The organism is Mesorhizobium sp. M1E.F.Ca.ET.063.01.1.1 (assembly GCF_003998155.1).
GTDB lineage: Bacteria > Pseudomonadota > Alphaproteobacteria > Rhizobiales > Rhizobiaceae > Mesorhizobium.
The window spans coordinates 1-25,822 of sequence record NZ_RZSC01000014.1 but is presented as its reverse complement, the minus strand read 5'-3'; the positions used below and the strand labels follow the sequence as shown (position 1 = coordinate 25,822).

General features: G+C 64.4%; 25 protein-coding genes and 2 pseudogenes. 6 read left to right on the top strand and 21 right to left on the bottom strand.

Annotated elements, in window-relative coordinates:
- The 8 genes and pseudogenes from EOA29_RS03085 to EOA29_RS03050 all read right to left on the bottom strand — a co-directional run.
- A pseudogene (locus EOA29_RS03085) lies at window positions 1-226 on the bottom strand (alpha-D-ribose 1-methylphosphonate 5-triphosphate diphosphatase); the annotation flags it as partial.
- 54 nt (window positions 227-280) lie between these two features.
- Entirely contained in the window at window positions 281-988 is a 708-nt protein-coding gene (locus EOA29_RS03080) for a DUF1045 domain-containing protein (RefSeq protein ID WP_126090810.1), read from the bottom strand.
- Between the two features lie 147 nt (window positions 989-1,135).
- On the bottom strand, window positions 1,136-1,948 hold the full coding sequence (iolB, locus tag EOA29_RS03075; protein WP_126090811.1) for a 5-deoxy-glucuronate isomerase: 813 nt from the start codon (window positions 1,946-1,948) through the stop codon (window positions 1,136-1,138).
- Window positions 1,949-1,953: 5 nt separating this feature from the next.
- Window positions 1,954-2,166: a DUF3329 domain-containing protein gene (locus EOA29_RS03070; protein ID WP_126090812.1), complete on the bottom strand. Its 213-nt coding sequence runs from the start codon at window positions 2,164-2,166 to the stop codon at window positions 1,954-1,956.
- 64 nt (window positions 2,167-2,230) lie between these two features.
- Window positions 2,231-3,145, bottom strand: a complete 915-nt coding sequence (gene iolE / locus EOA29_RS03065; RefSeq protein WP_126090813.1) for a myo-inosose-2 dehydratase — start codon at window positions 3,143-3,145, stop codon at window positions 2,231-2,233.
- A 152-nt stretch (window positions 3,146-3,297) separates the two neighbouring features.
- Complete coding sequence (gene iolD / locus EOA29_RS03060; protein ID WP_127220194.1) at window positions 3,298-5,148, bottom strand: 3D-(3,5/4)-trihydroxycyclohexane-1,2-dione acylhydrolase (decyclizing); 1,851 nt, start codon at window positions 5,146-5,148, stop codon at window positions 3,298-3,300.
- Window positions 5,149-5,199: 51 nt separating this feature from the next.
- Entirely contained in the window at window positions 5,200-7,134 is a 1,935-nt protein-coding gene (gene iolC, locus EOA29_RS03055) for a 5-dehydro-2-deoxygluconokinase (protein ID WP_126090815.1), read from the bottom strand.
- A 154-nt stretch (window positions 7,135-7,288) separates the two neighbouring features.
- Complete coding sequence (locus tag EOA29_RS03050) at window positions 7,289-8,134, bottom strand: MurR/RpiR family transcriptional regulator (protein ID WP_189350432.1); 846 nt, start codon at window positions 8,132-8,134, stop codon at window positions 7,289-7,291.
- Window positions 8,135-8,292: 158 nt separating this feature from the next.
- Between EOA29_RS03050 and EOA29_RS03045 the strand changes: the two genes are divergently transcribed.
- Window positions 8,293-9,402 carry a Gfo/Idh/MocA family oxidoreductase gene (locus EOA29_RS03045; RefSeq protein ID WP_126090817.1) on the top strand — a complete coding sequence of 370 codons (1,110 nt, stop codon included), beginning with the start codon at window positions 8,293-8,295 and terminating at the stop codon, window positions 9,400-9,402.
- Window positions 9,403-9,426: 24 nt separating this feature from the next.
- Here the strand turns inward: EOA29_RS03045 and EOA29_RS03040 are convergent, their stop codons facing one another.
- Window positions 9,427-10,128 carry a YafY family protein gene (locus EOA29_RS03040; protein WP_126090818.1) on the bottom strand — a complete coding sequence of 234 codons (702 nt, stop codon included), beginning with the start codon at window positions 10,126-10,128 and terminating at the stop codon, window positions 9,427-9,429.
- Window positions 10,129-10,254: 126 nt separating this feature from the next.
- Here EOA29_RS03040 and EOA29_RS03035 point away from each other — a divergent pair, with 126 nt between their 5' ends.
- Window positions 10,255-10,890 carry a LysE family translocator gene (locus EOA29_RS03035; protein ID WP_126090819.1) on the top strand — a complete coding sequence of 212 codons (636 nt, stop codon included), beginning with the start codon at window positions 10,255-10,257 and terminating at the stop codon, window positions 10,888-10,890.
- Window positions 10,891-10,988: 98 nt separating this feature from the next.
- On the opposite strand, the gene EOA29_RS03030 is transcribed toward EOA29_RS03035, so the two are convergent.
- The 8 genes from EOA29_RS03030 to EOA29_RS03000 form a co-directional block, all read right to left on the bottom strand.
- A complete protein-coding gene (locus EOA29_RS03030) occupies window positions 10,989-12,080 on the bottom strand; it encodes a 3-deoxy-7-phosphoheptulonate synthase (RefSeq protein ID WP_126090820.1) in 1,092 nt (363 codons plus the stop codon).
- 88 nt (window positions 12,081-12,168) lie between these two features.
- Window positions 12,169-12,330, bottom strand: a complete 162-nt coding sequence (locus tag EOA29_RS41120; RefSeq protein ID WP_189350434.1) for a hypothetical protein — start codon at window positions 12,328-12,330, stop codon at window positions 12,169-12,171.
- A gap of 226 nt (window positions 12,331-12,556) precedes the next feature.
- Window positions 12,557-13,351 (bottom strand): SDR family oxidoreductase, encoded by a 795-nt coding sequence (locus tag EOA29_RS03025; RefSeq protein ID WP_126090821.1) that lies wholly within the window; start codon window positions 13,349-13,351, stop codon window positions 12,557-12,559.
- A 31-nt stretch (window positions 13,352-13,382) separates the two neighbouring features.
- Window positions 13,383-14,375 carry an inositol 2-dehydrogenase gene (gene iolG, locus EOA29_RS03020; RefSeq protein ID WP_126090822.1) on the bottom strand — a complete coding sequence of 331 codons (993 nt, stop codon included), beginning with the start codon at window positions 14,373-14,375 and terminating at the stop codon, window positions 13,383-13,385.
- 84 nt (window positions 14,376-14,459) lie between these two features.
- The gene (locus EOA29_RS03015) at window positions 14,460-15,230 is read right to left on the bottom strand and encodes an ATP-binding cassette domain-containing protein (RefSeq protein ID WP_126090823.1); all 771 of its coding nucleotides are present in this window, start codon (window positions 15,228-15,230) and stop codon (window positions 14,460-14,462) included.
- 2 nt (window positions 15,231-15,232) lie between these two features.
- On the bottom strand, window positions 15,233-16,309 hold the full coding sequence (locus EOA29_RS03010) for an ABC transporter permease (protein ID WP_126090824.1): 1,077 nt from the start codon (window positions 16,307-16,309) through the stop codon (window positions 15,233-15,235).
- Window positions 16,310-16,489: 180 nt separating this feature from the next.
- Window positions 16,490-17,431, bottom strand: coding sequence for a sugar ABC transporter substrate-binding protein (locus EOA29_RS03005; protein ID WP_126090825.1), 942 nt, complete (start codon window positions 17,429-17,431; stop codon window positions 16,490-16,492).
- A gap of 370 nt (window positions 17,432-17,801) precedes the next feature.
- Window positions 17,802-18,833, bottom strand: coding sequence for a LacI family DNA-binding transcriptional regulator (locus EOA29_RS03000; RefSeq protein ID WP_126090826.1), 1,032 nt, complete (start codon window positions 18,831-18,833; stop codon window positions 17,802-17,804).
- A 174-nt stretch (window positions 18,834-19,007) separates the two neighbouring features.
- On the opposite strand from EOA29_RS03000, the gene EOA29_RS02995 reads away from it, so the two are divergent.
- The 4 genes from EOA29_RS02995 to EOA29_RS02980 are packed head-to-tail and all read left to right on the top strand — an operon-like array spanning window position 19,008 to window position 22,556.
- Window positions 19,008-20,114 carry a fatty acid desaturase family protein gene (locus tag EOA29_RS02995; protein WP_126090827.1) on the top strand — a complete coding sequence of 369 codons (1,107 nt, stop codon included), beginning with the start codon at window positions 19,008-19,010 and terminating at the stop codon, window positions 20,112-20,114.
- A 46-nt stretch (window positions 20,115-20,160) separates the two neighbouring features.
- Window positions 20,161-20,475: a MocE family 2Fe-2S type ferredoxin gene (locus tag EOA29_RS02990; RefSeq protein ID WP_126090828.1), complete on the top strand. Its 315-nt coding sequence runs from the start codon at window positions 20,161-20,163 to the stop codon at window positions 20,473-20,475.
- A 17-nt stretch (window positions 20,476-20,492) separates the two neighbouring features.
- The gene (locus EOA29_RS02985) at window positions 20,493-21,710 is read left to right on the top strand and encodes an FAD-dependent oxidoreductase (protein ID WP_189350614.1); all 1,218 of its coding nucleotides are present in this window, start codon (window positions 20,493-20,495) and stop codon (window positions 21,708-21,710) included.
- Between the two features lie 36 nt (window positions 21,711-21,746).
- Window positions 21,747-22,556, top strand: coding sequence for a 3-methyl-2-oxobutanoate hydroxymethyltransferase (locus tag EOA29_RS02980; RefSeq protein WP_126090830.1), 810 nt, complete (start codon window positions 21,747-21,749; stop codon window positions 22,554-22,556).
- An 18-nt stretch (window positions 22,557-22,574) separates the two neighbouring features.
- On the opposite strand, the gene EOA29_RS02975 is transcribed toward EOA29_RS02980, so the two are convergent.
- The 4 genes and pseudogenes from EOA29_RS02975 to EOA29_RS42755 form a co-directional block, all read right to left on the bottom strand.
- Window positions 22,575-23,534 carry a DUF1402 family protein gene (locus EOA29_RS02975; protein ID WP_126090831.1) on the bottom strand — a complete coding sequence of 320 codons (960 nt, stop codon included), beginning with the start codon at window positions 23,532-23,534 and terminating at the stop codon, window positions 22,575-22,577.
- Between the two features lie 222 nt (window positions 23,535-23,756).
- Window positions 23,757-25,070 carry an ATP-dependent protease ATPase subunit HslU gene (hslU, locus tag EOA29_RS02970; protein ID WP_126090832.1) on the bottom strand — a complete coding sequence of 438 codons (1,314 nt, stop codon included), beginning with the start codon at window positions 25,068-25,070 and terminating at the stop codon, window positions 23,757-23,759.
- A gap of 5 nt (window positions 25,071-25,075) precedes the next feature.
- Window positions 25,076-25,675: a DUF2585 domain-containing protein gene (locus EOA29_RS02965; protein WP_126090833.1), complete on the bottom strand. Its 600-nt coding sequence runs from the start codon at window positions 25,673-25,675 to the stop codon at window positions 25,076-25,078.
- 4 nt (window positions 25,676-25,679) lie between these two features.
- Window positions 25,680-25,822 (bottom strand): annotated as a pseudogene (locus tag EOA29_RS42755) (N-acetyltransferase); the annotation flags it as partial.

Sequence of the window (25,822 nt, the reverse complement as noted above, 5' to 3'; positions counted from 1 at the left end):
TCGGGTTCCAGCGCACTTTCGGGGGCGGCGCGTAGTGGCCTTCGAGGTGGTCGGTGTGCAGCTCGACCAGACCCGGGATGATGTAGTCGCCGCCCATGTCCTCGCCGGCGCGGGCGGCGCCCGGCTCGATCGCGGCAATCTGGCCATCGCGCAGCAGCAGCGAGCCCTCGACGATCTCGTCGGGCAGCACGATGCGGGCGTTGTTCAAAACGGTCTCGGCGGTCATTTCAGCAGTCCTATTTCAAGCGATCATTTTGGGCGATCATATCAGGCGGTCAAATCAGGCGGTCTTTCTGGCCGGGCGGCGCCCAAGCGCATGGTGGGAAAGCGCCATAAACGGCGCGCCGGGCTCGGTTTCGACGAACAATGTCAGCGCATCCACCGGTACCGGACGCTGCAGCACATCCGCGAACAGGCTGTCGATTGCTGCACGAAGACGTGGGCTTTCCTGTGGCCCGACGCGTCCCGACAACGTCATGTGGAAGCGGAACGTCTCGAAGACGTAAGGGTAGCCCCACTGGCACAGGTTGCGGAATTCCTGCGGCTTCAGGGAATCGGGGCTGCGCCGCTCGATCTCCGCTTCGGTCAGCGGCGCGCGGAAGCGGTCGAAGGCGCGCACGACCTCGCCGGCGAAGCTGTTGAGCGGCTCGAACGGAGTTTCAGGCACCAGGGCGAAGAAGCCGTCGATCTGGCCGACAACGAGGCGCGGGATGACGACCGGCGGCGTCGCCTCGGCGAAACTATCGAGGGCGGCGCGCAGCGAGGCTTCCGTCTCATTCGAAGCCAGCCCGAACGGCGCCTTAAGCGTCGCATGGAAGCCGTAGCGCCTGGCCGAAGCCGTGTGGAAAGCGACTTCCGCCGCCGACAGCTCACCTACGGCCTCGACCGGGCGCGTCGCCGCGCCGAAGGGATCGCGGCCAAGCCAATTGGCGGCGATGCGCGCCAGCGGCTCGTCCTGCCGTGGGGTGAAATAGATGGCGTAGCGCATGGAAAGTCCTCGTCAGACCGCTGCCATAGGTGATTTCCATGACGGATTGACGAAGCTTTCATGGGTTTTCGAAGGCAAACAACCCCTGGCGGTCCTTAGCCGACGATTTTCCCGAGCTGGACCAACAAGTTGAGCGTCATAAAGAGCTCAGGCCTTCATCAGCCATTCGTGCTCGGCCGCGTTGTGGAATTTCCACGTCCGCTTCGGGCCGGCCATGACGTTGAGGTAGTAGAGATCGTAGCCGTGGCAGGCCGCGCACGGGTGATAGCCCTTCGGCACCAGCACGACATCGCCGTCCTCGATCGCCATCGCCTCGTCCAGATCGCGCACGCCGTTCCTGTCGGCATCGGTGTAGACGCGCTGGAAGGCGAAGCCCTGCGGCGGATTGAGGCGGTGGTAATAGGTCTCCTCGAGATAGGACTCCGCGGGGAGATTGTCCTGGTCGTGCTTGTGCGGCGGATAGCTGGAGGTGTGGCCACCGGGAGTTATGACCTCGACCACCAGCAGCGAGTCGGCCGGCTTACCCTCGGGCAGGATGTTGGTAACGTAGCGGGTATTGGTGCCCTTGCCGCGCACTTCCTGGCCGAGATCGTCAGGCCCGATGACGCGGACGGGAAGACCACCGGCAAGGCCCGGCGCCGAGCAGACGGCGAGCTCCAGCTCGGTGTCGGCGGTCACCGACCAGTCGGAGCCTTGCGGCACATAGACCGACCAGGGCTTGCCCTCGAAGGGCGACATGCGCTCGCCGAGCAGGCCGAGATCCTTGCCGCCGGCGGATGTCTTGCCCTTGCCGGTAACGAAGACCAGGCAGACCTCGCGATCGCCCGTCTTGCCGGCTGCGGTCTCGCCCGGCCGCAAGCGGTGGAGATCGAAACCGACATAAGTCCAGCCGGCGCTTTGCGGGGTGACGTGGGCGACGTGGCCGTGGCCCTTGTCGGCCTTGACGAGCAGTTTCGACATTGCGGTCACTCCTTCGGTTCGGGGCCGGCCTTGTTCTCCTCGGCCGGCTTGTAGAGGTAGAAGAACTGCCACACCGCGTAGCCGGCGAAGCCGAGCGCGATGACGCCCCAGAAGGGCGTGCCGGAGGCGAATTCGATCACCGACCAGATCAAACAGACGGCCACGACGGCGATGCGTCGCCACAATGGCCGGAAGAAGGGGTGCTCATAGTCTTTCATCGCGCCAATCCAGGATCTGCCCAAAGCGCAACGGATAAACCGCGCGCCATGGCAAATCCACCGTTTACGCCGGGAAGCCTTGCGTCTCCACCGTATAGCCGGCGGCCGTCATCACCCGCATCAGTTCCTTGTGCCCGACCTGCGCCATCTTGAGCGGCGGGTTCTTCTTCGGGTCCTGCTCGGCCTCGACCACGAACCAGCCTTCATAGCCGTGGTCGGCGAACTTCTGCACGATGGCGCCGAAATCGAGCGAGCCGTCGCCCGGCACGGTGAAGGCGCCGAGCGCCACGGCATCGAGGAAGGACTGTTTCGTGCGGTCGAGGCTGTCGATGACGCCCATGCGCACATCCTTCACATGGACGTGGTTGATGCGCTTGTGATGGTTGTCGATGGCGCGCAGCACGTCGCCGCCGGCAAAGGCGAGATGGCCGGCATCGAGCAACAGCGGGATGCCTTCGCCGGAATGGCGCATGAAGGAATCGAGCTCCGGCTCGGTCTCGACCACAGCCGCCATGTGGTGGTGATAGGAGAGCGGCATGCCTTGATCGGCGCACCATTCGCCGAATTCGGTGACGCGACGGCCATAGGCCTTCATCTCGTCACCGGTGAGCTTCGGCTTGGTGGCCAGAGGCTTGGAGCGGTCGCCCTGGATGGAACGACCGACCTCGCCATAGACGATGCAGGGCGCGTCGACCGCCTTGAACAGGTCGATCATCGGCTGGATACGATCCTTGTTCCTGGCCAGGTCCTCGTTGACCAGCGTGCCGGAGAACCAGCCGCCGCAGAGCGTGACGTCGGCTTCCTTCAGGATCGGCAGCATCACTTTCGGATCGTTGGGGAAGCGGCGGCCCATCTCCATGCCGGTGAAGCCCGCCGAGCGCGACTGGCGCAGACACTCCTCCAGCGACACGTCATCGCTCAATTCCACGAGATCGTCATTCCACCACGCGATGGGGGACATGCCCAGTTTGGCTTTCAAGTCGTCACTCCAGTATCAGGTTCGTGCCTACCCTCCCCCTTGTGGGGAGGGTCGCTGCGCAGCAGCGGGGTGGGATGCGGCGCCGACCCCCACCCGGACTTTCGGGTCCGACCTCCCCACAAGGGGGAGGTAGGGAGTTGGCGGCGCCGGCTTTAGTCACCGATGCTCTGCATCTGCTTTTTGCCCTCATACGCCTTGCGCGCGGCGTTTACCTGTGCCCGCGATGAGACTTCCGGCACGGCGACATCCCACCAATGGCCGCCGGCCTCGGTCGACACCAGCGGATCGGTGTCGATGACCAGCACGGTGGTCTTGCTGTTTTGCTTCGCCTTGGCCAGCGCCGTCTCCAGCTCGGCTATCGACGCCACCTTCTCGGCGACGGCGCCGAGGCTTGCCGCGTGGGCGGCGAAGTCGACGTCGGGCATCACCTCGTGGCGCGCGTCCTTGAGCAGATTGTTGAAGTTGGCGCCGCCGGTCGCCATCTGCAGCCGGTTGATGCAGCCATAGCCGCGGTTGTCGAGCAGCACGATGGTGAGTTTCAGGCCGAGCATCACCGAAGTCGCGATCTCGGAATTGAGCATCAAATAGGAGCCGTCGCCGACCATGACGACGACCTCCTGATCGGGCTTGGCCATCTTGACGCCGAGGCCACCGGCGATCTCATAGCCCATGGTCGAGAAGCCGTATTCGGCGTGGTAGGAGCCGGGCGCGCCCGCCTGCCAGAGCTTGTGCAATTCGCCCGGCAGACCGCCGGCGGCATGCAGCAAGGTGACGCCGGAGCCCATGGCGCGCTGCACGGCGCCAATCACCTGCGCGTCCGAGGGATAGGCGGCATTGGTCGAGGCCGTGACCTTGGCGGCGGCGGCCTGCCAGTCCTTCTTGCCCTTCAGCGCATTGTCGGTCCAGGCGGTTGGCGCCTTCCAGCCTTTCAGCGCGGCACTGAGTTCGGCCAGGCCTTCGGCCGCGTCGGCGACCAGCGGCAGCGCCCAGTGCTTGCCGGCGTCGAAGACCTGGGTATTTAGCCCAATGATGGTGCGGCCGGCATTCTTGAACAACGCCCAGGAGCCGGTGGTGAAATCCTGCAGCCGGGTGCCGACGGCGAGCACGACATCGGCTTCCTCGGCCAGCCGGTTGGCGGCTGAGGTGCCGGTGACGCCGACCGCCGCCATGTTGAGCGGATGATCGTCGGAGAGCGAAGACTTGCCGCCTTGCGTCTCGCAGACCGGAATGCCGGCGCCCTGCACCAGCTTGGCCAGTTCTCCCGAAGCCTGCGAATAAAGGACGCCGCCGCCGGCGATCACCAGCGGCTTCTTGGCGCCCTTCAGCGCCGCGACGGCGTTCGCCAGCTCGTGGCGATCCGGGCGAACCCTGCGCGGCGTCCAGACGCGCTCAGCGAACAGGCTTTCGGGATAATCATAGGCCTCGGCCTGCACGTCCTGGCAGAGCGAGAGCGTGACCGGGCCACATTCGGCCGGATCGGTCAGGACCTGCATGGCGCGGTTCAGCGCCGGGATGATCTGCTCGGGCCGCGTGATGCGGTCGAAATAGCGTGAGACGGCGCGGAAGCAGTCGTTGACGCTCGCCGTGCCGTCGGAGAAATCCTCGGCCTGCTGCAGCACCGGGTCGGGCAGGCGGTTGGCGAAGACATCGCCGGGGAGCAGAAGCACCGGCAGCCGGTTGACATGGGCGAGGGCTGCCGCCGTCACCATGTTCAGCTCGCCGGGGCCGATCGAAGTGGTGGCGGCCATGAAGCGGCGGCGGAAATTCGCCTTGGCGTAGCCTATCGCCGCATGCGCCATCGCTTGCTCGTTATGGGCGCGGAAGGTCGGCAGCTCGTCGCGCACCTGGTAGAGCGCCTCGCCGATGCCGGCGACGTTGCCATGGCCGAAGATCGCCCAGACGCCGCCGAAGATCGGCACTCGTCTGCCGTCGATCTCCGTCATCTGGCGGGACAGAAAGCGGGTCAGCGCCTGCGCCATCGTCAGGCGAACGGTCTTGGTCATTGTCGTTTTCCTCCGGCTTTCCTTGTGCCGTCTTGTTATGCGGCCGCCTTCTTATGCTGCTTTACGGCCGCGCGCGGCAAGCCATGCCTCGGTCAGTTGCTCGAAGCGCGAGGCCATGTCGGCGACGGCCTCGTCGTCCGACATTTTTCCGGCCAGCCATTGTTCGGCGGCGTTGATGAAGATGGTGCGACCGACGGCAAATCCCTTGACGATGGGCGCATTGCTCGTTGCGGCAAAGGCCGCGACCAACTCGTCCTGCGGCGCCTCGAGACCGAGCAGCACGACGCCGCGGCACCATGGGTCGTTCTTGACGATCACCTGCTCGATCTTCGCCCAGGCGTTGGCGGACGCCTGCGGCTCGAGCTTCCACCAGTCGGGCTTGATGCCCAGCGCATAGAGCTCTTCAAGCGCGCGCGGAATGGTGGTGTCGTCGAGCTTGCCGTGCTTGCCGGCGATGATCTCGACGAGAAGTTCCCTGCCGACTTTCCGCGCCGCCTCGAACAGGGCCCGCAGCTTCTGCTGCTGCTCGGTCTTCAGCGCTTCCGGATCGTCCGGGCGATAGAAGCACAGGCATTTGATGCAGTGGTCGACCGGCCATTCGACCAGTTGCGAGCCGATATCCTGCGAGAATTCGAAGCGTAGCGGCCGCGAGCCAGGCAACTCGACCGGGCGGCCGAGCCAGGCGAAGGGATGGCGGGCGAATTCGAACATCGCGTCGCGGCCATATTTCTCGTCGATCAGCATGCCGTAGCCGTCGCGGCCGGCGGCGACCTTGGCCGCCGCCTTGACCGTGAGCACCTTGAAGTCGGGGATGCGCGCAGCATCGGCGCCGACTCTAGCCGCGACGTCCTCCAGCTGGATGCGATGATCGCAGGCGAGCGCCATCAGCGAGGGAATGTCGCGCCGCCGCGTCGTCGCCCAATGGATGTGGTTGATCGCCTCGTCCTTGCGCAGCGCCAGATGCTTGCTGCCGTGCTTCAGGAAGAACTGCAGTTCCTCGAAGGTCGGATATTCCGGGGCGCAGAGCAGGCGCGACACCGCGAAGGCGCCGCAGGCGTTGGCCCAGGTGGCGGCCGTGGCAAAGCTTTCGCCGCCCAGCCAGCCGCGCAGGAAGCCGGACATGAAGGCGTCGCCGGCGCCGAGCACGTTGTAGACCTCGATCGGGAAACCCTTGCCGACGATGCCGTCCTCGAGGTCGTCGCTGATCGGCCCGTCATAGACGATGCAGCCCTTGGCGCCGCGCTTGAGCACGATGGTGGCCGCGGACAAGGAGCGGATCGTCTTCAGCGCGCTCAGGCAATCGTCGGCGCCCGACGCAATCATGATCTCCTCCTCGGTGCCGACGATGAGATCGCAATCGGGCAGCACGGTCTTCAGCTGCGCCGAGACGCGATCGGATTTGACGTAACGCTCGAAGCCTTCGGCATGGCCGGCGAGGCCCCAGAGGTTCGGACGGTAGTCGATGTCGAAGACCACCTTGCCGCCTTTGGCCTTCATGAGGCGGATCGCCTTGCGCTGCGCGGCGTCCGAGTTGGGGCGAGAGAAATGCGTGCCGGTGACGACGACGGCGCGGGCCGAGGCGATGAAGGCTTCATCGATGTCCTCTTCCGCCAACGCCATGTCGGCGCAGTCGGAGCGATAAAAAATCATCGGCGAGACGCCTTCGTCCTCGACGGAAAGCAGGACGAGCGCGGTCAGCCGCTCCTTGTCGGTCTTCAGTCCGTCGACCGAGACGCCCTCACGCCGAAGCTGCTCGCGGATGAAGCGGCCCATCTGCTCGTCGCCGACGCGGGTGAGCAGCGCCGAGCGCAGGCCGAGCCTTGCCGTGCCGACGGAAATATTGGCCGGGCAGCCGCCGACCGACTTGGCGAAGGAGGTGATGTCCTCCAGGCGCGAGCCGATCTGCTGTCCATAGAGATCGACCGAGGCGCGGCCGATCGTGATGACGTCGAGCGGCGGATATTTCGCTTCCACGGCTTCGCCCATTCGAACCTCCCATCGGCCTTGTTGTGCAGAGCAGCGTCGTTGTGGGCAGCACGCGAGGACGGCAGCGTGGCGCCGTCAATATGAAATAATAATTCCAATCCATAGTCAATATGGAATGAGCATTCCCGGATGGAAAAACGCTGACGCGAGGCGGTCAGGACTTGCGCTTGCGGCCGGCGTCGCGCCGCTTCTCGCCGACCGCGACGGTCAGCGCCATGGCGAGCGCCATCGTCGCCGAGATCGAGCGGAAGCCGCCGAAATCGGCTTCGGCCACCTCGAACCAGATCTTGGCGAACTGGGCGAGCGGCGAAAACGATGAGTCGGTGATGGCGACGATCGGCACGCCTTGCTCGGCGATCGAGCGCGTCTCTTCGATGGTCGCCGGCGCGTAAGGCGAGAAGCTGATGGCGATGACGGCGTCACGCGGCGTGGCGAAGCCGATCATCTCGGCGTTCAGTCCGGCAGCCGATTCGATCAACTGGTTGCGGATCTTGAGCTTGCCCAGCGCATAGGCGATGTAGGACGCGACCGGATAGGAGCGGCGCTTGGCCAGCACATAGATGGTCTCGGCTTTCGCCAGCAAGTTGACGGCCTCTTCGAAATGCACATCGTTCAACGCGCGCGAAATGTCGCTGAGCGAGGTGCTGGCGGCAGCGACGAAGCCGTCGAAGATCGCCCGGTGCCCGGCACCTTCCTCGGCCTTGGCGCGCAGTGCCGCGAGCCTCTCGTCATAGGAGGAATTGCGCTCGCGCAGGCGCTCGCGAAAGACCTGCTGCAGGCTGGTAAAGCCGTCGAAGCCGAGTTGCTGGGCGAAGCGGATCAGCGTCGAGGGCTGGACGCCGGCCGAGGCGGCGATGCTTGCGGCGGTGCCGAAGGCGATGTCATCGGGATTGTCGAGCGCATAGGCGGCGATCTGGGCGATGCGCTTGGGCAGGCTGTGCCGACGCTCCAGGATCGTCGTGCGCAACGTCTCGAAATCGCGAGGCACCCGTTCGTCCATCGTCGCTCCGCCCACGGCCATATTGAAAGCTCTCTCTCCTGCCTCATCATAGCGAGTTCGCGCAAGAACACCATAAAAAATGATTTGGACGTTCCATTCTCAAGTGAAATGGATTAATTCATCCATGCTTCTCTTTCTCTTCAATGGAGACAATCGACATGGTCGGAGTGGGCCTCATCGGCACGGGCTTCATGGGCAAGTGCCACGCCATCGCCTGGAACGCGGTCGGCGCCGTCTTTCCCGATGTCGAGAAGCCGAAGCTGGTGCATCTGGGTGAAGTCAATGACGAGCTCGCAAAACGCAAGGCGGGCGAGTTCGGCTTCGCCAAGGGTTCCGGCGACTGGCGCGCCGTGGTCAACGATCCGGAGGTCGATGTCGTGTCGCTGACCACGCCCAACCAGTTCCATCCCGAAATGGCGATCGCCATCCTGGAGGCCGGCAAGCATCTGTGGTGCGAGAAGCCGATGGCGCCGGGTTTCGCCGAGGCCGAGGCGATGGCAAAGGCGGCGAAGACATCGGGCAAGGTGGCGGCGCTCGGCTACAACTACATCCAGAACCCGGCCATCCGCCATATCGGCGCGCTGCTTCAGGAAAAGATCATCGGCGACGTCAATCTCGTGCGCATCGAGATGGACGAGGATTTCATGGCCGATCCCGACGCGCCGTTCTTCTGGAAGCATGAGGCGGCCTCGGGCTATGGTGTGCTCGACGATTTCGCCGTCCATCCGCTGTCGCTGATCAAGGTGCTGTTCGGCCGCGTCGCCCGCGTCATGTGCGATATGGTCAAGCCTTATGCCGACCGGAAAGTCGCTTCCGGCGGCCGCCGCGCGGTCGAAACCTACGACATTGCCAGCGTGCTGATGCATCTCGAAAACGGCGTCGCCGGCACGCTGCTGGTCAACCGCTCGGCCTGGGGACGCAAGGGCCGCATCGCCATCCAGATCTTCGGCTCGAAGGGCTCGATCCTCTACGACCAGGAGCGGATGAACGAATTCCAGCTTTATCTCACCGCCGACCGGCCAACCGAGCAAGGCTACCGCACCATCCTGGTGGCGCCGCATCACAAGCCCTACGATTCCTTCCTGCCGGCGCCCGGCCATGGCCTCGGCTTCAACGACCTCAAGATGATCGAATGCCGCGAACTCTTGATGCGGATCGCCGGCAGGCCGGCGCGGATCATCGATTTCGACGAAGGGCTGGAGATCGAGCGCACCGTGCATGCGATGGCGCGCTCGTTCCAGGAACAGCGCTGGATGGATGTGAGGTAATCTGCCGGACCGCCCGGCGATGCGTCAGTTGCCGGCGGCCGCTGCATTGATCTCCCAGCCATCCACCCAGACCTGCCGCAGCCGATCGCCTTCGCCCTTGAACCATAGGCCGGTCGGCTGGCAGTCTTCGATGCGGTCGCTGCGGAAATTGCGGATGGCCTGGCGCAGCTCGCACCAAGCGACGATGTTGGCGGTCTCGGCATAGTAGATCAGCGCGATCGGCCGGACGGTGCGCTGTGTGTCACGGCCCGCCTCGTCTCGATAGGCAAGGTCGAGCTTTTCCTCGTCGCGGATGGCGCGCCGCACGAGCGCCAGATCGACCGCAGCAGCCGAGGGCGCGGCAAAACCCCAGGCATGCAGAGCGTTGGCGTCGAGCGTCTGCCGCAAGGGCGGCGGCACCGCGCCGGCGATCTTGGCGCCGACCCGTTTTGCGGCCTGCTTGAGCTCGTCGTCGCCGGTGCGTTCGAGCAGCGCCAGCGACAACACGATCGCCTCCATCTCCTCGATCGAAAACATCAGCGGCGGCAGGTCGAAGCCAGGGCGCAGGATGTAGCCGATACCGCGCCCGCCCTCGATCGGCACGCGCATCGCCTGCAATGCCGCGATGTCGCGATAGACCGAGCGCACCGTCACTTCCAGCCGCTCGGCGATCGCCGCCGCCGTTACCGGCTTTCGGGCCAGCCGCAGGATCTGGATGATCTCGAACAGGCGCGAGGCCTTGCGCATTTCCTCACCCACCATGAAGGCAACTGACACACCCCCGTCAGTTGGGGTGGCCTATAGGGCCGCCTATACGCTTGAAAATCAACAGATTCCTGAACTCCTTGGCCGACGGAGCGACAAGCAACTGACATGAGCTACACGGAAAACCTCTGGCTTTTCTTCATCCTGCTGTTCGGCATCATCGCCGTTCCGGGCATGGACATGCTGTTCGTGCTGGCCAATGCGCTGACCGGCGGCCGTGATCGGGGTCTGGCGGCGACCGGCGGCATCATGCTCGGCGGCGCGGTGCATACACTGAACGGCGCGATCGGCGTCGGCCTGCTCATGCATTTCGTGCCGGTCCTGTTCAAACCGCTTCTGGTCGTCGGCGCCGCTTATATGGCCTATATCGGCATTTCGCTGATGCGCAGCTCGATCACCGTCGGCAATGACGGGCCCACGGGGAGCCGTTCGGCCTGGAAAGCCTTTCGCCAGGGGCTTGTGACGTGCCTGATCAATCCGAAGGCCTATCTCTTCATCCTTGCCGTCTATCCGCAATTCCTGAAGCCGGCTTACGGTCCGATCTGGGTGCAGGCGACAATCATGGGGTTGCTGACGGTCGCCACGCAGGCGGCGATCTATGGCGGGCTCGCCATCACCGCCGGCCGCAGCCGGGCGCTGCTGGTCGACAACCCGGGAGCAACCGCCTTTGCCGGGCGCGCGGCCGGGCTGCTTTTGTTTGCGGTTTCGGTGTTCACCGCATGGGAAGGGCTGAGGGCGGCGTGAGCCTAAAAAGGCGCACGCCGCGTTCCTTCCAGCACCCCTCATCCGTCTCGGCGCTGCGCGCTGATCCACCTTCTCCCACAAGGGAGAAGGGCGAGGCATCAGGCGGCGCCCTGGCGGCTGGCGAGCATCTCGCGCTTCACCGACCGGCGCCATTCGACGGCGCCGGCGAGGCCGTGCAGCACCGTCTCGGTGGTCGCCCAGTCGATACAGCCGTCGGTGATGCTCTGGCCGTAGGTGAGCGGCTTGCCGGGCACGACATCCTGCCGGCCGGCGACGAGATTGCTCTCGATCATGACGCCGATGATACGCTCGTCGCCCGCCGCTACCTGCCCCGCCACGTCATGCGTGACCTTGGGCTGGTTCTCCGGCTTCTTGCCGCTGTTGGCGTGGCTGACGTCGATCATCAGCCGCGGCGCGACGCCGATGCGGGCGAGCTCCGCCGCAGCGGCATCGACGCTTGCCGCATCATAGTTCGGCACGACGCCGCCGCGCAGGATGACGTGGCAATCCTCGTTGCCGGTGGTCGCGGCGATCGCGCTGCGGCCGCCCTTGGTCACCGCCATGAAATGATGCGGCTGGGCGGCCGACTTCACCGCTTCGCCGGCGATGCGCAAATTGCCGTCGGTGCCGTTCTTGAAGCCGACCGGGCAGGAGAGACCGGACGCGAGCTCGCGGTGGATCTGGCTTTCGGTCGTGCGCGCGCCGATGGCGCCCCAGGCAACGAGGTCGGCGATGTATTGCGGCGTCGTCATGTCGAGGAACTCGGTCGCCGCCGGCAGGCCGAGATTGTTGACGGCCGACAGCACGTTGCGCGCCATGCGCAAACCCTTGTCGATGTTGAAGCTGCCGTCGAGGTCGGGATCGTTGATCAGGCCCTTCCAGCCGACCGTGGTGCGCGGTTTCTCAAAATAGACGCGCATGACGATCTCGAGCCGGTCCGCCAGGGCCTCGCGCAGCGCCGCCAGACGGCTGGCGTAGTCCACGGCGGCGACCGGATCGTGGATGGAACAAGGGCCGACAATGACTACCAGTCGATCGTCGGCCCCCGTCAGGATGGAATGGATGGCGTTGCGTGAGGCGGCAACGGTGCGCGTCGCCGTCAGCGAGCGCGGTATCTCGCGCATCACGTCGTCCGGCGTGCTCAGGACTTTGAGTTCCTTGACCCGAAGGTCGTCTGTGGTGGTCAACACGGCTTTCTGCTCCTGGTTAGGAGACCTGCCGGCTGAAACGAAAAAGCCGCCAGGTCTGGCGGCTTTTCGGATTTAGATGCTGCAATCTTCAGATCGAGCGCAATCCTCCCGCCGCCAGCGAGCTGTCGTAGTAAAAGTACCAAAACGAGGCGGTCAGGTGGATCATGCGGCTCATATAGTCGAAGCTGGGGCGATTGTCACCTGTCTCATGAAGCTGCTCGCCTGAAACGACGACGGCCTCGCTCGGCATCGCCAATTACCGGTGTCGGCGCCGCCCCTCACCTGCCTGCCGGCATCCTCTCCCCGTTGCAACGGGGAGAGGGACGCTCTCGCCGGCGATTTCGGCAATCGCCAACGTCGCGGCCAGCCCCTTCTCCCCGTCGCTATACGGGGAGAAGGTCCCGGCAGGGGGATGAGGGGCGGCGCCAACGTCCGAATGGATGGGGAACGATCCGCCCAGGGCTATTGGCTAGGCCCTACTCGCCGATCACGCCTGCAATGTTCTGGTCGTAGTCGACCAGCGAACCCGTCATGACGCCGGCCTGCGGGCTCAGCATATAGGTGATCAGCCGGGCGAGCTGCGCCGGCTTGACCAACTGGCCCATTGGCTGCGCGGCCTCGGCCTTTTCCAGCCAGTCGTCCGGCGCGTCGTGCCACTTCTTCTGCACGATCGCCTCGCCTTCGGTGTCCATCCAGCCGGGCAGGACGGCGTTGCAGCGGATGCGGTTCTGCCGGTAGGAACTGGCGACATTCTTGGTCAGCGTCATCAGCGCGCCCTTGCTGGTCGAATAGGGCGTCAGGAAGGACTGGCCGGCATGCGCCGACATCGACAGCACGTTGACGATCGAGCCCGGCGCCTTGCGCTCCAGAAGATGCGCGACGAGACCCTGCATCAGGAAGAAGGGGCCGCGTACATTGGTGTCGAAGATCTGGTCGAAGACCTCTTCGGTGGTTTCGATCAACGATCCTCGCGCCGAGGTGGCGGCGGCGTTGACCAGCGCGTTGAGCGTGCCGAAATGGCTGAGCGCGGTAGCCACTGCGCGCTTGCAATCGCCGACGTTGGCGACGTCGGCACTGATGAAGATGGCGTCGACGCCGCTCTTCTTTAGGGCGGCGACCGCTTTGTCGCCCTTCTCCTGCGAGCGGCCGACCAGCGCCAGCGCGCGGCAGCCCTCGTCAACCAAGGCTTCAGCAACCGCGAAGCCGATGCCCTGCGCTCCGCCGGTGACGATAGCGCGCGTTTCCGAATTGCGGCCGGCCAAACCGTTCATCGCTCTGCTCCTGTAATAGTATCCAAACAGTTCAATCGACGCGGACGGTCTTGCCCGTCTTGGCCGACTGCAAGGCGGCGTCGGCCAGCTTCAGCGCGATCAGCCCGTCCTTGCCGCTCGGCGCCGCCTTCTTGCCCGCGGTTGCCGCGGCAATGAACGCCGCGATCTCGTTGGCATAGGCGTCGATGTAGCGGGTCATGAAGAAGTCATGCAGCGGCGGGCGGGTGTAGCCCTTGTCGTTGGCGAGCTCGATCGACACCGGCCGCTGGTTCTCGGCTGCGACCATGCCTTTCGAGCCGTGCACCTCGATGCGCTGGTCGTAGCCATAGGTGGCGCGGCGCGAGTTGGAGATGACCGCCTGCTTGCCGGACGCGGTTTCCAGGATGACGCTGACCGAGTCGAAATCGCCCGCGTCGCCGATCTTCTTGTCGACCAGCACCGAGGCGTGGGCGCTGACGGCGACCGGCTCCTCGCCGAGCAGGAAGCGCGCCATGTCGAAGTCGTGGATGGTCATGTCGCGGAAAATGCCGCCCGAGCGGGCGATGTAATCGAGCGGCGGGGCGCCCGGATCGCGCGACGTGATGGTGACCATCTCGACATCGCCGATGGCGCCGTCGTCGATCGCCTTGCGGACGGCGGCGAAATGCGGATCGAAGCGGCGGTTGAAGCCGACCATCAGCGTGGCGCCGGCCTTCTCGACCACGGCCAGGCACTGCTCGACGCGCTTGGCGTCGAGATCGATCGGTTTCTCGCAAAAGATCGCCTTGCCTGCCTTGGCGAAGCGCTCGATCAGGTCCGCATGAGTGTCGGTCGGCGTGCAGATGATGACGGCGTCGATGTCCTTGGCCTTCTCGATGGCGTCGATCGTGCGCACCTCGGCGCCGTAAGCGGAGGCGAGCTCCGTCGCCGCTTTCTCGAAGGCGTCGGCTACGGCCACCAGTTTGGCCTGCGGGTTGGAGGCAACGGCGCGGGCATGCACCTTGCCGATGCGGCCGGCGCCGAGGAGAGCGAAGCGGAGAGTCATGGAATGTCCTTCGAGGGTGGTTTTTAAAGGCATGTCCGCGCCTCTTGGCACGGACGATTTGGTGATCCCGTCGTGGCGCCCCTGTCAGGCGGCCTGAAGCTCCGCCTGTCCGGTCTTGGCGCCGGTGATATAGGCGACGATGTCGTTGCCGTCGGTGTCCTGCTTGCGCAAATTGGCGACGATGCGGCCGCGGCGGAAGACGACGATGCGGTCGACCAGGTCGAACACCTGGCGCATGTTGTGGCTGATCAGGATCAGCGGCTCGCCATTGGCCTTCAGCGTGCGGATGATATTTTCGACCTGCGCGGTCTCCTGCACGCCAAGCGCCGCCGTCGGCTCGTCCATGATGATCAGCTTGGAGGCGAAGGTCGCGGTGCGGGCGATCGCCACGCACTGACGCTGGCCGCCCGACATGTGTCGGATGGTGCTGGAGAGGTTCGGGATCTTCACCGCCGTGCGCACCAGCGCCGCCTCGGTCGCCTTGCGCATCGCCTTGCGGTCGAGGATCGAGAAGGGGCCGAGGTTGAACAGCACCTTCTCGCGGCCGAGGAACAGGTTCGACGGCACGTCGAGGTCGTCGGCCAAAGCGAGGTTCTGGAACACCGTCTCGATGCCGGCCTCGCGCGCCTCGATCGGGCCGGCGAAGTTCACTTCCTTGCCGTCGAACCAGATCTTGCCGTCGGTGCGCTGCTCGACGCCGGTGATCTGGCGCACGAAGGTCGACTTGCCGGCGCCGTTGTCGCCCATGATGGCGACATGCTCGCCCTTGCGCAGCTCGAAATTCGCCTCCTGCAGCGCGTGCACGCCGCCATAGTGCTTGGTGAGGTTTTCGGTCTTCAGAACGATGTCGGACATGGTCAAGCTCCTATCGCCCGGCGGCGCTGGCGCCATTGATCGAGAACGACTGCGCCGACGATGATCACGCCCTTGACCATCTCCTGGTAGTAGGCGTCGAGGCGCAGGAAGGTGAAGCCGGAGATGATGACGCCGAAGATCAGCGAGCCGATCACGGTGCCGATGATGGACCCGCGGCCGCCCGACAGCGAGACGCCGCCGATGACCGCCATGGCGATCGCGTCGAGTTCGTACATCACGCCCATACCGGCCTGGGCGGTGAGGTTCTTGGAGGAGAGCACCACCGCGGCGATCGAGGCGAGGATGCCCGCAATCACATAGACCAGCACCTTGTGGTTGGCGATCTTGATGCCGGACATGCGCGCGGCGTCCTCGTTGGAGCCGATGGCATAGCAGTGCTTGCCGTATCTGGTATAGCTCAGGATAAGCTGGAACAGGATCGCCAGCGAAATGAAGATGATGACCGGCATCAGCCCCTTGCCGATGGCGGCGAAGCTGTCGGTCGGGAACGAGATCGGCTGGCCCTTCGACCACCATTTGGCGATGCCGCGCGCCGTGACCATCATGCCGAGCGTGGCGATGAAGGGCGGAATGCGGGTGAAGGCGATCAGGGATCCGTTGATCAGGCCGGCAATCAGGCCGCAGCCGACCGCGACCAGCAGCGGCACGATGACCGGCAAGTCGGTCCAGCCATAGGCGATGAACATGGCCTTGGGGTTGGGATTGCCGTTGACGGTCGCAACCTGCGCGAAACTCATGGCGATCATGGCGGTGGCGCCGACGATCGAGCCCGATGACAGGTCGATGCCGCCGCAGATGATGACCTGCGTGACGCCGATGGCGATGATGCCGACGATCGACACCTGCAGGATGATGATCTGCAGGCGCTGCTCGTTGAAGATCGCGTCGACGTTCTCGCGGGTGTTGAACAGGAAACTGTCGCCGAGGAAGACGCGGCCGATAAGCTCGAACGCGCCGACCAGAATGACCAGCGCCAGGAACACGTTGAACTCGGCAGGCCAGGGGCGCTTCTTGGCGTCATAGCTCAACCCGCCAATGCCATGCGATGTCTGTGACACGTCTTCTTCCTCCGAATGACCGCGCCCGTTCTCCCGCCCGGTGGGTGGGAGAAGGAAGGGAGCGGCGCCGCTTGTCAGCAGCCGATTTCAGCCAGTCCGATGCGTCGGAGCGCCGCTCCTGGGTTTGTCTTCACGCAATTCCGTACGGAAACCTTTTCCTGGAATTGCGCTGGCGCAGCCTCAGTTCTTCTTCAGGAACTTGTCGATGTTCGCCGGCGTGACGAGCTGGAACGGGATATAGACCTTGTGTTCCACCTTCTCGCCCTTGGCGAGCTTCAGCGCCGCGTCGAGGGCGCCGGCACCCTGGCCGGCCGCGTCCTGGAAGACCGATACGTCGAGATCGCCCGCCTGCATCGCGGCCAGCGCGTCCTGCGTGGCGTCGACGCCGCCGACCACGACCGACTTCATGTCGATGTTGGCGGCCTTCATCGCCTGGATGGCGCCGATGGCGCTCTCGTCGTTGTTGGCGATGACGCCGTCGAACGGCTTACCGGACGACAGCCAGTTGGTCATCAGGTTCTGCGCCTCGTCACGCTTCCAGTTCGAGGTCTGCTTGTCGATGATCTTGATGAAGTTGCAGTCCGGCGTGGCGATCACTTCATCGATATCCTTGGTGCGCTGCACCGCGGCCTGGTTGGAAAGCTCGCCCATAATGACATAGACATTGGCTTCCTTCTTGCCGGCTTCCTTGAACAGGCGGCAGGCTTCCTTGGTCTCGAGCGTGCCGGATTCAGCCTCGTTCGAAGCGACGAAGGCCTGGTTGTCGGGCAGCGCATCGACATTGACCGGTTCGCGGTTGACATAGACCAGCGGGATCTTGGCCGCGGCGGCCGCGTCCGACATCGCCTGCGTGGCCGAAGTGTCGACCGGGTTGACGATGATGGCGTCGACGCCCGAAGCGGCGAAGTTCTTGATCTGGTCGAGCTGCTTGGCGACGTCGTTCTGCGCGTCCTCGACCTGCAGCTGGACGCCATCCATGCCCTTGGCCTGCGCGATCATGCCGTTGCGCAGCACGGTCAGGAAGTTGTCGTCGAAAAGAGCCATCGAAACGCCGATCTTGGCGGCGAAGGCGGACGAACTCATCAGCGCCGATAGCGCGACGCCCAAAAGCAGTTTCTTCATTTTATTTCTCCTCCACTTGGTGTCCGGCTGCACCGATTGAACCGGAATCCCCGATCTCTCCGGGGAATCTCTCCCTGCGTCCATTCCGACGGCGTTTTCACTGCGCAGTGGAACGCCTGATCCTCTGTTTGAAACAGATGTTCCGGAACGAAAGAACCAAAATGCCTAGTTGGTGAAATATTTATTCCATTTCGCCTGGAGTCGTCAAGGGCGATTCGGAATGAAGGCTCCGGATTTTCATTCCCGCACGGCGCCAGGCGGAGGCTCGGCCCGAGGATCGCCGGCCTTGGACCGGATTTTGCCGCCTGTTAGAACCGTGACAAAATCTTATCAGCCTGATGGATTACATCACCAACCCGGAGGACGCGGCTCAGATGTTCTCGGGCAGATAGATGTCGAAGGGCAGGAAAGTCTGCCCCGGCGCATTGGCGGCGCCGCTCTCGATGGCATGCGCCATCAGTCCGACAAGCTCGCGGCACAGCGCCGCCAGAGGCGTCGAGATCACCATGGTGAGGATGTTGTCGGCAAGGGCTGCGCGCGATTCGGCATTGATCTCGTTGCAGATGACCACCGGCATGCTTGCCGGCTTCGCCGTCCTCAGTGCCGAGACCGCGCCTTCCATGCCGCCGCCGGCGACGTAGCAGCCGGCAAGATCCGGATGCCGGGCCAGAAGGTCGAGCATCGCGTCATGCGTCACCTGGTTGGCTTCCAGATTGACCAGCGTCTCCAGCACCGTGAAGTCCGGCGCGTGTTCGCGGAAATAGGAGCGGAAGCCGATCTCGCGCAATTCATGGCCGTGGAAACGGTGGCTGCCGACGAAGAGCGCGACCTTGCCGGGCTTCTTCGCCGCCTTGGCGATCATCCAGGCCGCCGTGCGCCCGACCTTGCGGTTGTCGAGCCCGACATAGCCCTCGCGGATGCCGGCGGCGAAGTCGGACAGCAGCGAGAAGACCGGCTGCCCCCTCGCCTTCAACGCCTCGACCACCGCCGTCAGCGTCGGATGGTCCGGACCGACGACGGCGATGGCTCTCGATTTCGCCGCCAGCCTGCGCATCTGGCCGGCAATCTCGTCGGGCGCCAGCGAGCCGGCGAAATCGATGGTCGCGACACCACGGAAGCGTTGCGACTGCGAGACCGCCAGTTCGAGCTCCCGCGCGAAATCGCCGTAGAAGACATCGTTGCCCCTCAGGAGCAGGAAGCCGAGGCGGTATTCCGGCATTTCCTGGCGCATGCGCCGCTTGATCAAGCCGGCGGCGTGATAGCCGATATCGGTCGCGGCCTCGTAGACGCGGCGGGCGGTTTCCTCGCGCACCGGCAAGCGATTGTTCAGCACTCTGTCGACGGTGGCGACGCTGACGCCGGAAACGCGCGCGAGATCGGTGATGGTCGGCCGCCTTGCCATGATCGCTCCTTCTCTGACCGATTCAGAATAACTCATCTTGATAGGAAATGATAGAAACTATCTTTGTGATGTTGAGACTATCATGCCTTGGCGCTATGGTGAAGTCGAAGCCAGCCATGCGCGAACCCGGCACCGCAGAGAGCCATTCGCCACGTGCTGATGGAGGAACCCGAAATGACGGCAATCACGTCTCCGGCGCTGTCCGGACGCGACTACAGCCTGACCGGCCGCGATGCCAAGCGCGCGGTCGAGAAGGGGCTTTCGGCGGCCGAGTGGTACCACACCGAGATCCCGCGCAAGCAGATGAAGGAGCTGATGCAGCGCTCCGACCAGCCGGCGATCCACGACACCGTCATCTGGCTCGGCGTGCTGATCCTCAGCGGCGCGGGCGGGGCCTGGTTCTGGGGCACGTGGTGGTGCGTGCCGTTCTTCTTCGTCTATGGCACGCTCTACGGTTCCTCGACGGATTCCCGCTGGCACGAATGCGGCCACGGCACCGCCTTCCGCACCCAGTGGATGAACGACGCCGTCTACCAGATCGCCTGCTTCATGATCATGCGCAATCCGGTGACCTGGCGCTGGAGCCATACGCGCCACCACACCGACACCATCATCGTCGGCCGCGACCCGGAGATCGCCGTCATGCGGCCGCCGGACCTTTTGCGCCTGGTCCTGAACTTCTTCGGCATTCTCGACGTCTGGCACGCGATGACCGACATGGTGCGCAACGCCGCCGGCGTCATCAGCGCCTCGGAAAAGACCTTCATTCCGGAACAAGAACAGCCGAAGGCCATCCGCGCCGCCCGCATTTGGCTCGCCATCTATGTCGCCACCATCGCGCTGGCGCTCTATCTTCATTCATGGCTGCCGCTGATGCTCGTCGGCCTGCCCCGCCTCTATGGCGCCTGGCACCATGTGATGACGGGACTGCTGCAGCATGGCGGTCTCGCCGAGAATGTCATCGACCACCGCCTGAACAGCCGCACCGTCTACATGAACCCGGTCAGCCGGTTCATCTACTGGAACATGAACTACCATGTGGAGCACCACATGTTCCCGATGGTGCCCTATCACGCGCTGCCCAAGCTGCACGAGCTGATCAAGCACGACCTGCCGGCGCCGACGCCGTCGATCCTGGCCGGTTATCGCGAGATGATCCCCGCCTTCCTGCGCCAGTTGCGCAACGAGGATTATTTCATCAAGCGCGAGCTGCCGCCGACGGCGAAGCCCTATCGGGAAGAGCTGCACAACGACAATCCGGCGGCGACCGCGGCCGAATGACCGGTGCCGACGCAAGCCGGCTATCAAATCTTCGCTGGAGGACGACATGAGCGACTGGGTCGAGGCCTGCGCGGCCGGAGACATCGACGAAGAGGATGTGATGCGGTTCGATCATGCCGGCCGTACCTACGCGGTCTATCGCAGCCCGGACGACGAGTATTTCGCGACCGACGGCCTCTGTTCGCACGAGAAGGTGCATCTCGCCGACGGGCTGGTGATGGACGACATCATCGAATGCCCGAAGCACAATGGCCGCTTCAACTACAAGACCGGCGACGCGCGCGGCGCGCCGGTGTGCGTCAACCTCAAGACCTATCCGGTCAAGGTCGACGGGGGCAAAGTCCTCATTCAGGTCGGGTGACGGCGATGGCGGGAGGAATGGTCATCATCGGCGCCGGCGAATGCGGCGGGCGCGCCGCGCTCGCCCTGCGCGACCTCGGTTTCGAAGGGCCGGTGACGCTGGTCGGCGACGAGCCGCATCTGCCCTATGAGCGGCCGCCGCTGTCGAAGGAGGCGATGACCGGCGAGGCGCCGGTCATCAAGGCGATCGCCAGCGACGAGCTTCTGGCCGAGCGCTCGATCCGTCACATCCATTCCGTCCGGGCCGTGGCAATCGACCGCGCCGCGCTTGTCGTGCTGCTCTCGGACGGCTCTTCGCTTCCCTACGACAAGCTGCTGCTCGCCACCGGGTCCGTGCCGCGCAAGCTGCCGATGCCGGGCCTGGGCGGACGCTGCGTCTATCTAAGGACCTTCAACGACGCGCTCGCGATCCGCGCCCATCTCAGCGCGGGAAATCGCGTCGCCATCATCGGTGGCGGCTTCATCGGCCTCGAGCTTGCCGCCTCGGCGCGCAAGCTCGGCGCCACCGTCACGGTGCTCGAAGCGCAGCCGCGCATCCTGATGCGCGGCGTACCTAGCGAGATCGCCGAAATCATCCACAAGACGCACGAGGCCGAGGGTGTGAAGGTCCTCACCGGTCAAGGCATCACGGCCATTGCCGATAATGGCGCCGAGGTTCGCATCGCGCTTGCAGACGGGCAGGAGGTTGTCGCCGATCTCGCGGTGATCGGCATCGGCGCCGTGCCGGTGACGGCGCTCGCCGCCGAAGCGGGACTGGCGATCGACAACGGCATCGCGGTCGACGACACGCTGCGCAGCGAGGATCCGGATATCTTCGCCGCAGGCGACTGCTGCTCATTTCCGCTCGCCGTCTATGGCGGGCGGCGCGTGCGGCTGGAAGCCTGGCGCAATGCGCAGGAACAGGGCGCTTTAGCCGCGAAGAACATGCTGGGCGCCAACGAGGCGCATGCCGCGGTGCCATGGTTCTGGTCGGATCAGTACGGGCTCACGCTGCAGATCGCCGGGCTTTCGGACGAAGGCAAAAGCACCGTCCGACGCGACCTCGATGACGGCGCCTTCATCCTGTTCCACCTGGCGGAAGACGGCAGGCTGGTCGCCGCCAGCGGCATCGGTCCCGGCAATGCCGTGGCGCGCGATATCCGCCTGGCGGAGATGTTGATCGCGAAGGGGGCAAGCCCGGCGCCGGAGGCGCTCGGCTCGCAAACGGTCAAGCTGAAGTCGCTGCTGGCGGCGTAGTCCACCTCTCCAACCGGCATTGAGGGATCTAGCGATATGGCACGCAGCAGACCGACCGTCGCCGATTTGCAGTCGATGAAGGGCAAGCGCCAGCTTTCGAAGCTGCGCGTCTTTTCGCTGGAGGAGGCCGAGGCCGCCGAGCGCGCCGGCATCGACCTCATCTCGGTTCCCTATGATGTGATGCTCGATCCGCGATTTCGCGACGCAGCGCCCACCTGCTTCGCCATTCCCGGCGACGAACGCATAAAGCTGGGCGCCACCACAAACGAGATCCTGCGCATGGCGGTGAAGCTGCGCGCGGCCAGCGCCGACGCCATGTATTGCTCGGCCAGCCTGCAGACCATCCGCCGCCTGCGCGACGAGTACATTCCGGTCTGCGGCCATGTCGGCCTGATCCCCGCGCATGCGACCTGGACGGGCGGCTTCAAGGCGGTCGGCAAGACGGCCGAAAGCGCTGCCTTCGTGTGGAAGCAGGTCAAGGACCTCGAAGCGGCCGGCGCCTTCGCCGCCGAGATCGAGGTGGTGCCGGCCGGCGTCGCAAGCGCCATCTCGCGGCGCACGCCGCTGATCATGATCTCGATGGGCGCGGGCGCCGGCTGCGACGCGCAATATCTGTTCTCGGAAGACGTGCTCGGGAGCAATCGCGGCCGCTATCCGCGCCACGCCAAGCGCTACCGCGACTTCGCGGCGGAATTCGATCGCCTGCAGAACGAGCGCATCGCCGCCTTCCGCGAATATGCCGAAGACATCCAGTCCGGCGCCTATCCGGAGCCGCGCCACACGGTCGAGGCTGACCCGGAGGAATTGCGCAAGTTCGAGGCGTTTTTGGCCTCGGAAGGTAACTGAACCCTCCTGAATTCAGCGCTAGAACAGCGCCTTCAGCTCGTCCAGCTTGTCGTTGACCAGCCAGCCGTAATAGTTCTCCTCGGGCAGCTTTTCCGGCTCGCCCGCGGCGCGGCGCTTCTCGTTCTCCTCCTTCAGCGCATAGGCGCGCTGCTCGGGATTGCCGACATTGTAGAGCGTGGCGGTCAGGCCCGGATTGTGCGAGATGTCGAAGCCGGCGATGGTTCTGTAGGCGTCGATCGACTTCCTGATGGTCGCAGCGACGTAAGGCAGCGTGAGGTCCGGATCCATGATGGTCTTGTAGACGGTGTTCGGATCGTTGACGTCGAGCTCGGGCAGGCCGGAGACCTTGTGCACGAGGTCGCTCATCTGCAGGGCCGTCAGCGGGTTGAGCTGGCCGAGGCCGAAGGTCTGGCCGGCATAGTAGGGCTGGAAGAAGGTGGCGCCGAAGCGGTCGTTGGGGAAGCTTGTCCCGTCGACCGTCTTGCCGCGGAAGGAATGGTTCCAGACCTGCTCGCGACATTCCCAAAGGTCATAGCTGTCGCTGATGCCGGCGCATTTCTTGAACTCCGGCCGCTGGACGAAATCGCTGACGTCCTCGCCTTCATAGGCGAAGGTGAGCTTGCTCGACAGATAAGACATCGCCTTGACGTAGTACGTCTGCAGCCGGTCGTAGGCATCGACATTGTAGGTGTGCTCGCCGACGATGGCGCCGACGATATGCATCGGATCGATGCCGTAGGCCGCCGCCGCCTTCCTGATCTTGGCGCGCAGCTCGGCATCGTTCTGCAACAGCGCATAGACCTTGCGGTACTTGGCCTGGAAGGTGGTGCTGGTGGCCTGGGTGCGCCGGCTGGAGGCGCCGGGAATATCAGGCTGCACGCCGTTGCGGTTGCCCGGCGGCACCATGGTCGCCGCGTTGGCGGTTGCCACCGCCGCCGCCAATGCCAGGCCGAGGAAGATAAGTACGCGTTTCTTCATGCGCCGCCGCCCTGGAGCGGCCCAGCTACCGCCGGTCCACCCCAACTATTTGTTTTTATGCAATTTCGGATGGAAAACCGCTGCGCACTTTTCCTGAAATTGCTTTCGGAATCGGCGGCAACCTAGGTAAAGCGGCCGGGAGAGTCGAGACAAGGCAAGCTGCCGCCGGAACGAAAGGTGGCCAGATGGTACCATCTGGCCACACATCGCCAAGCTTCGCGGTTAGAGGATGAACCGCGACAGATCGGTGTTGCGCGACAGGTCGCCGACATGTTTCTGCACATAGCCGGCGTCGATGGTGACCGCCGTGCCGTGGCGGTCCGGCGCATCGTAGGAAATCTCGTCCAGGACGCGCTCCATCACCGTCTGCAGGCGTCTGGCGCCGATGTTCTCGACACTGGCGTTGAGCTCGACGGCAATGCCGGCCAGCGAATCGATGGCATCGTCGGTGAAGACGAGATCGACGCCTTCGGTCTTCATCAGCGCGATGTACTGCTTGATGAGGCTGGCCTCAGTCTCGGTGAGGATGCGGACGAAGTCCTCCTTCTCCAGCGCGCGCAGCTCGACGCGGATCGGCAGGCGACCCTGCAGCTCCGGCAGCAGGTCCGAGGGCTTGGAGACATGGAACGCGCCCGAGGCGATGAACAGGATATGATCCGTCTTGATCGGCCCGTATTTGGTCGCAACCGTCGTGCCTTCGACCAGCGGCAGCAGATCGCGCTGCACGCCTTCACGTGAAACGCCGGCGCCGACGCCGCCCTCGCGCGAGGCGATCTTGTCGATCTCGTCGATGAAGACTATGCCGTCATTCTCGGCCGATTCCAGCGCCCGGCGCACCACCTCGTCCTGGTCGAGCAGCTTGTCGGACTCGTCATTGACCAGCAGCGAATAGGAGTCGCGCACCGTCGTCTTGCGCATCTTGGTCCTGCGGCCGCCCATCGCCTTCGACAGCATGTCGTTGATGTTGAGCACGCCGATATTGCCGCCCGGCATGCCGGGAATCTCGAAGCCCGGCATGCCGCCGGTGCCGGTGTCGGCCACCTCGATCTCGATCTCCTTGTCGTCGAGCTCGCCGTCGCGCAGTTTCTTGCGGAAGCTGTCGCGCGTGGTCGGGCTCGCCGTCTTGCCGACAAGCGCCTCCAGCACGCGCTCCTCGGCGTTGACCTGGGCGCGCGCGCTGACGTCCTCGCGCATCTTCTCGCGCGTCAGGCCGATGGCGACCTCGACGAGGTCGCGCACGATCTGCTCGACGTCGCGGCCGACATAGCCGACCTCGGTGAACTTGGTGGCCTCGACCTTGACGAAGGGCGCGCCGGCGAGGCGCGCCAGGCGGCGCGAGATCTCGGTCTTGCCGACGCCGGTCGGGCCGATCATCAGGATGTTCTTCGGCATCACCTCTTCGCGCATCTGGCCTTCGAGCTGCTGGCGGCGCCAGCGGTTACGCAAGGCAATGGCCACGGCGCGCTTGGCGTCCTTCTGGCCGATGATGAAGCGGTCGAGTTCCGAAACGATTTCGCGGGGAGAGAAGGTGCTCATACTACTCAAATTCCACTTTGCCACTGCTTGATGGACTCGAACGGATGCAGCAGCATGATCACGTTGAGCGTCAGATTGTCCCGGATGATGTAGCCCGTGCCGAACTCGAAAATGAGCGCCAGGGCCACGATCACCCATATAGGAAGCTTTCGCGCCATCACAAATCCCAACACCATGAACAGCGTGTCGGACACCGAGTTGATGACGCTGTCGCCGTAATAGTTGAGCGAGATGGTGCCGGAGCGGTAGCGGTCAATGATGAAGGGGCTATTTTCCAAAATCTCCCAGCCGCCTTCGATGAGGACGGCAAAGGCCAGCCTGAGCCCGACCGGCGAGCGCGGGAACAGGAACCAGGCCAGCGCGTAGAACAGGAAGCCGTGGATTATGTGCGAAAAGGTATACCAGTCGGTGATGTGCTGTGAATTCTCCGAGCTGTTCACCACGCCGTGCCAGAGCTTGACATAGCCGCAGGTGCAGATCGGCGGGTGACCCATGCCATAGAGAACGCCGGCTTGGAAAATCACCAGAGCGAGCACGAGCAGAAGGCCCATGCGCCACGAGTCTTCATAGGCGGAAAGCGTCTTGTCTTGCCCCGATGCGGTCATGCGGTCAGTCCCCCTCCTCCGTGTCGGTCTCGGCCGCATCGACGGCCATCAGCACGACGTCCCCATATTCCGATTGTCTGCGGCCGATGGCCCTGAAGCCGGCCTTCTCATAGGCGCGAATGGCGCGGCCATTGTCCGGATGCGGAT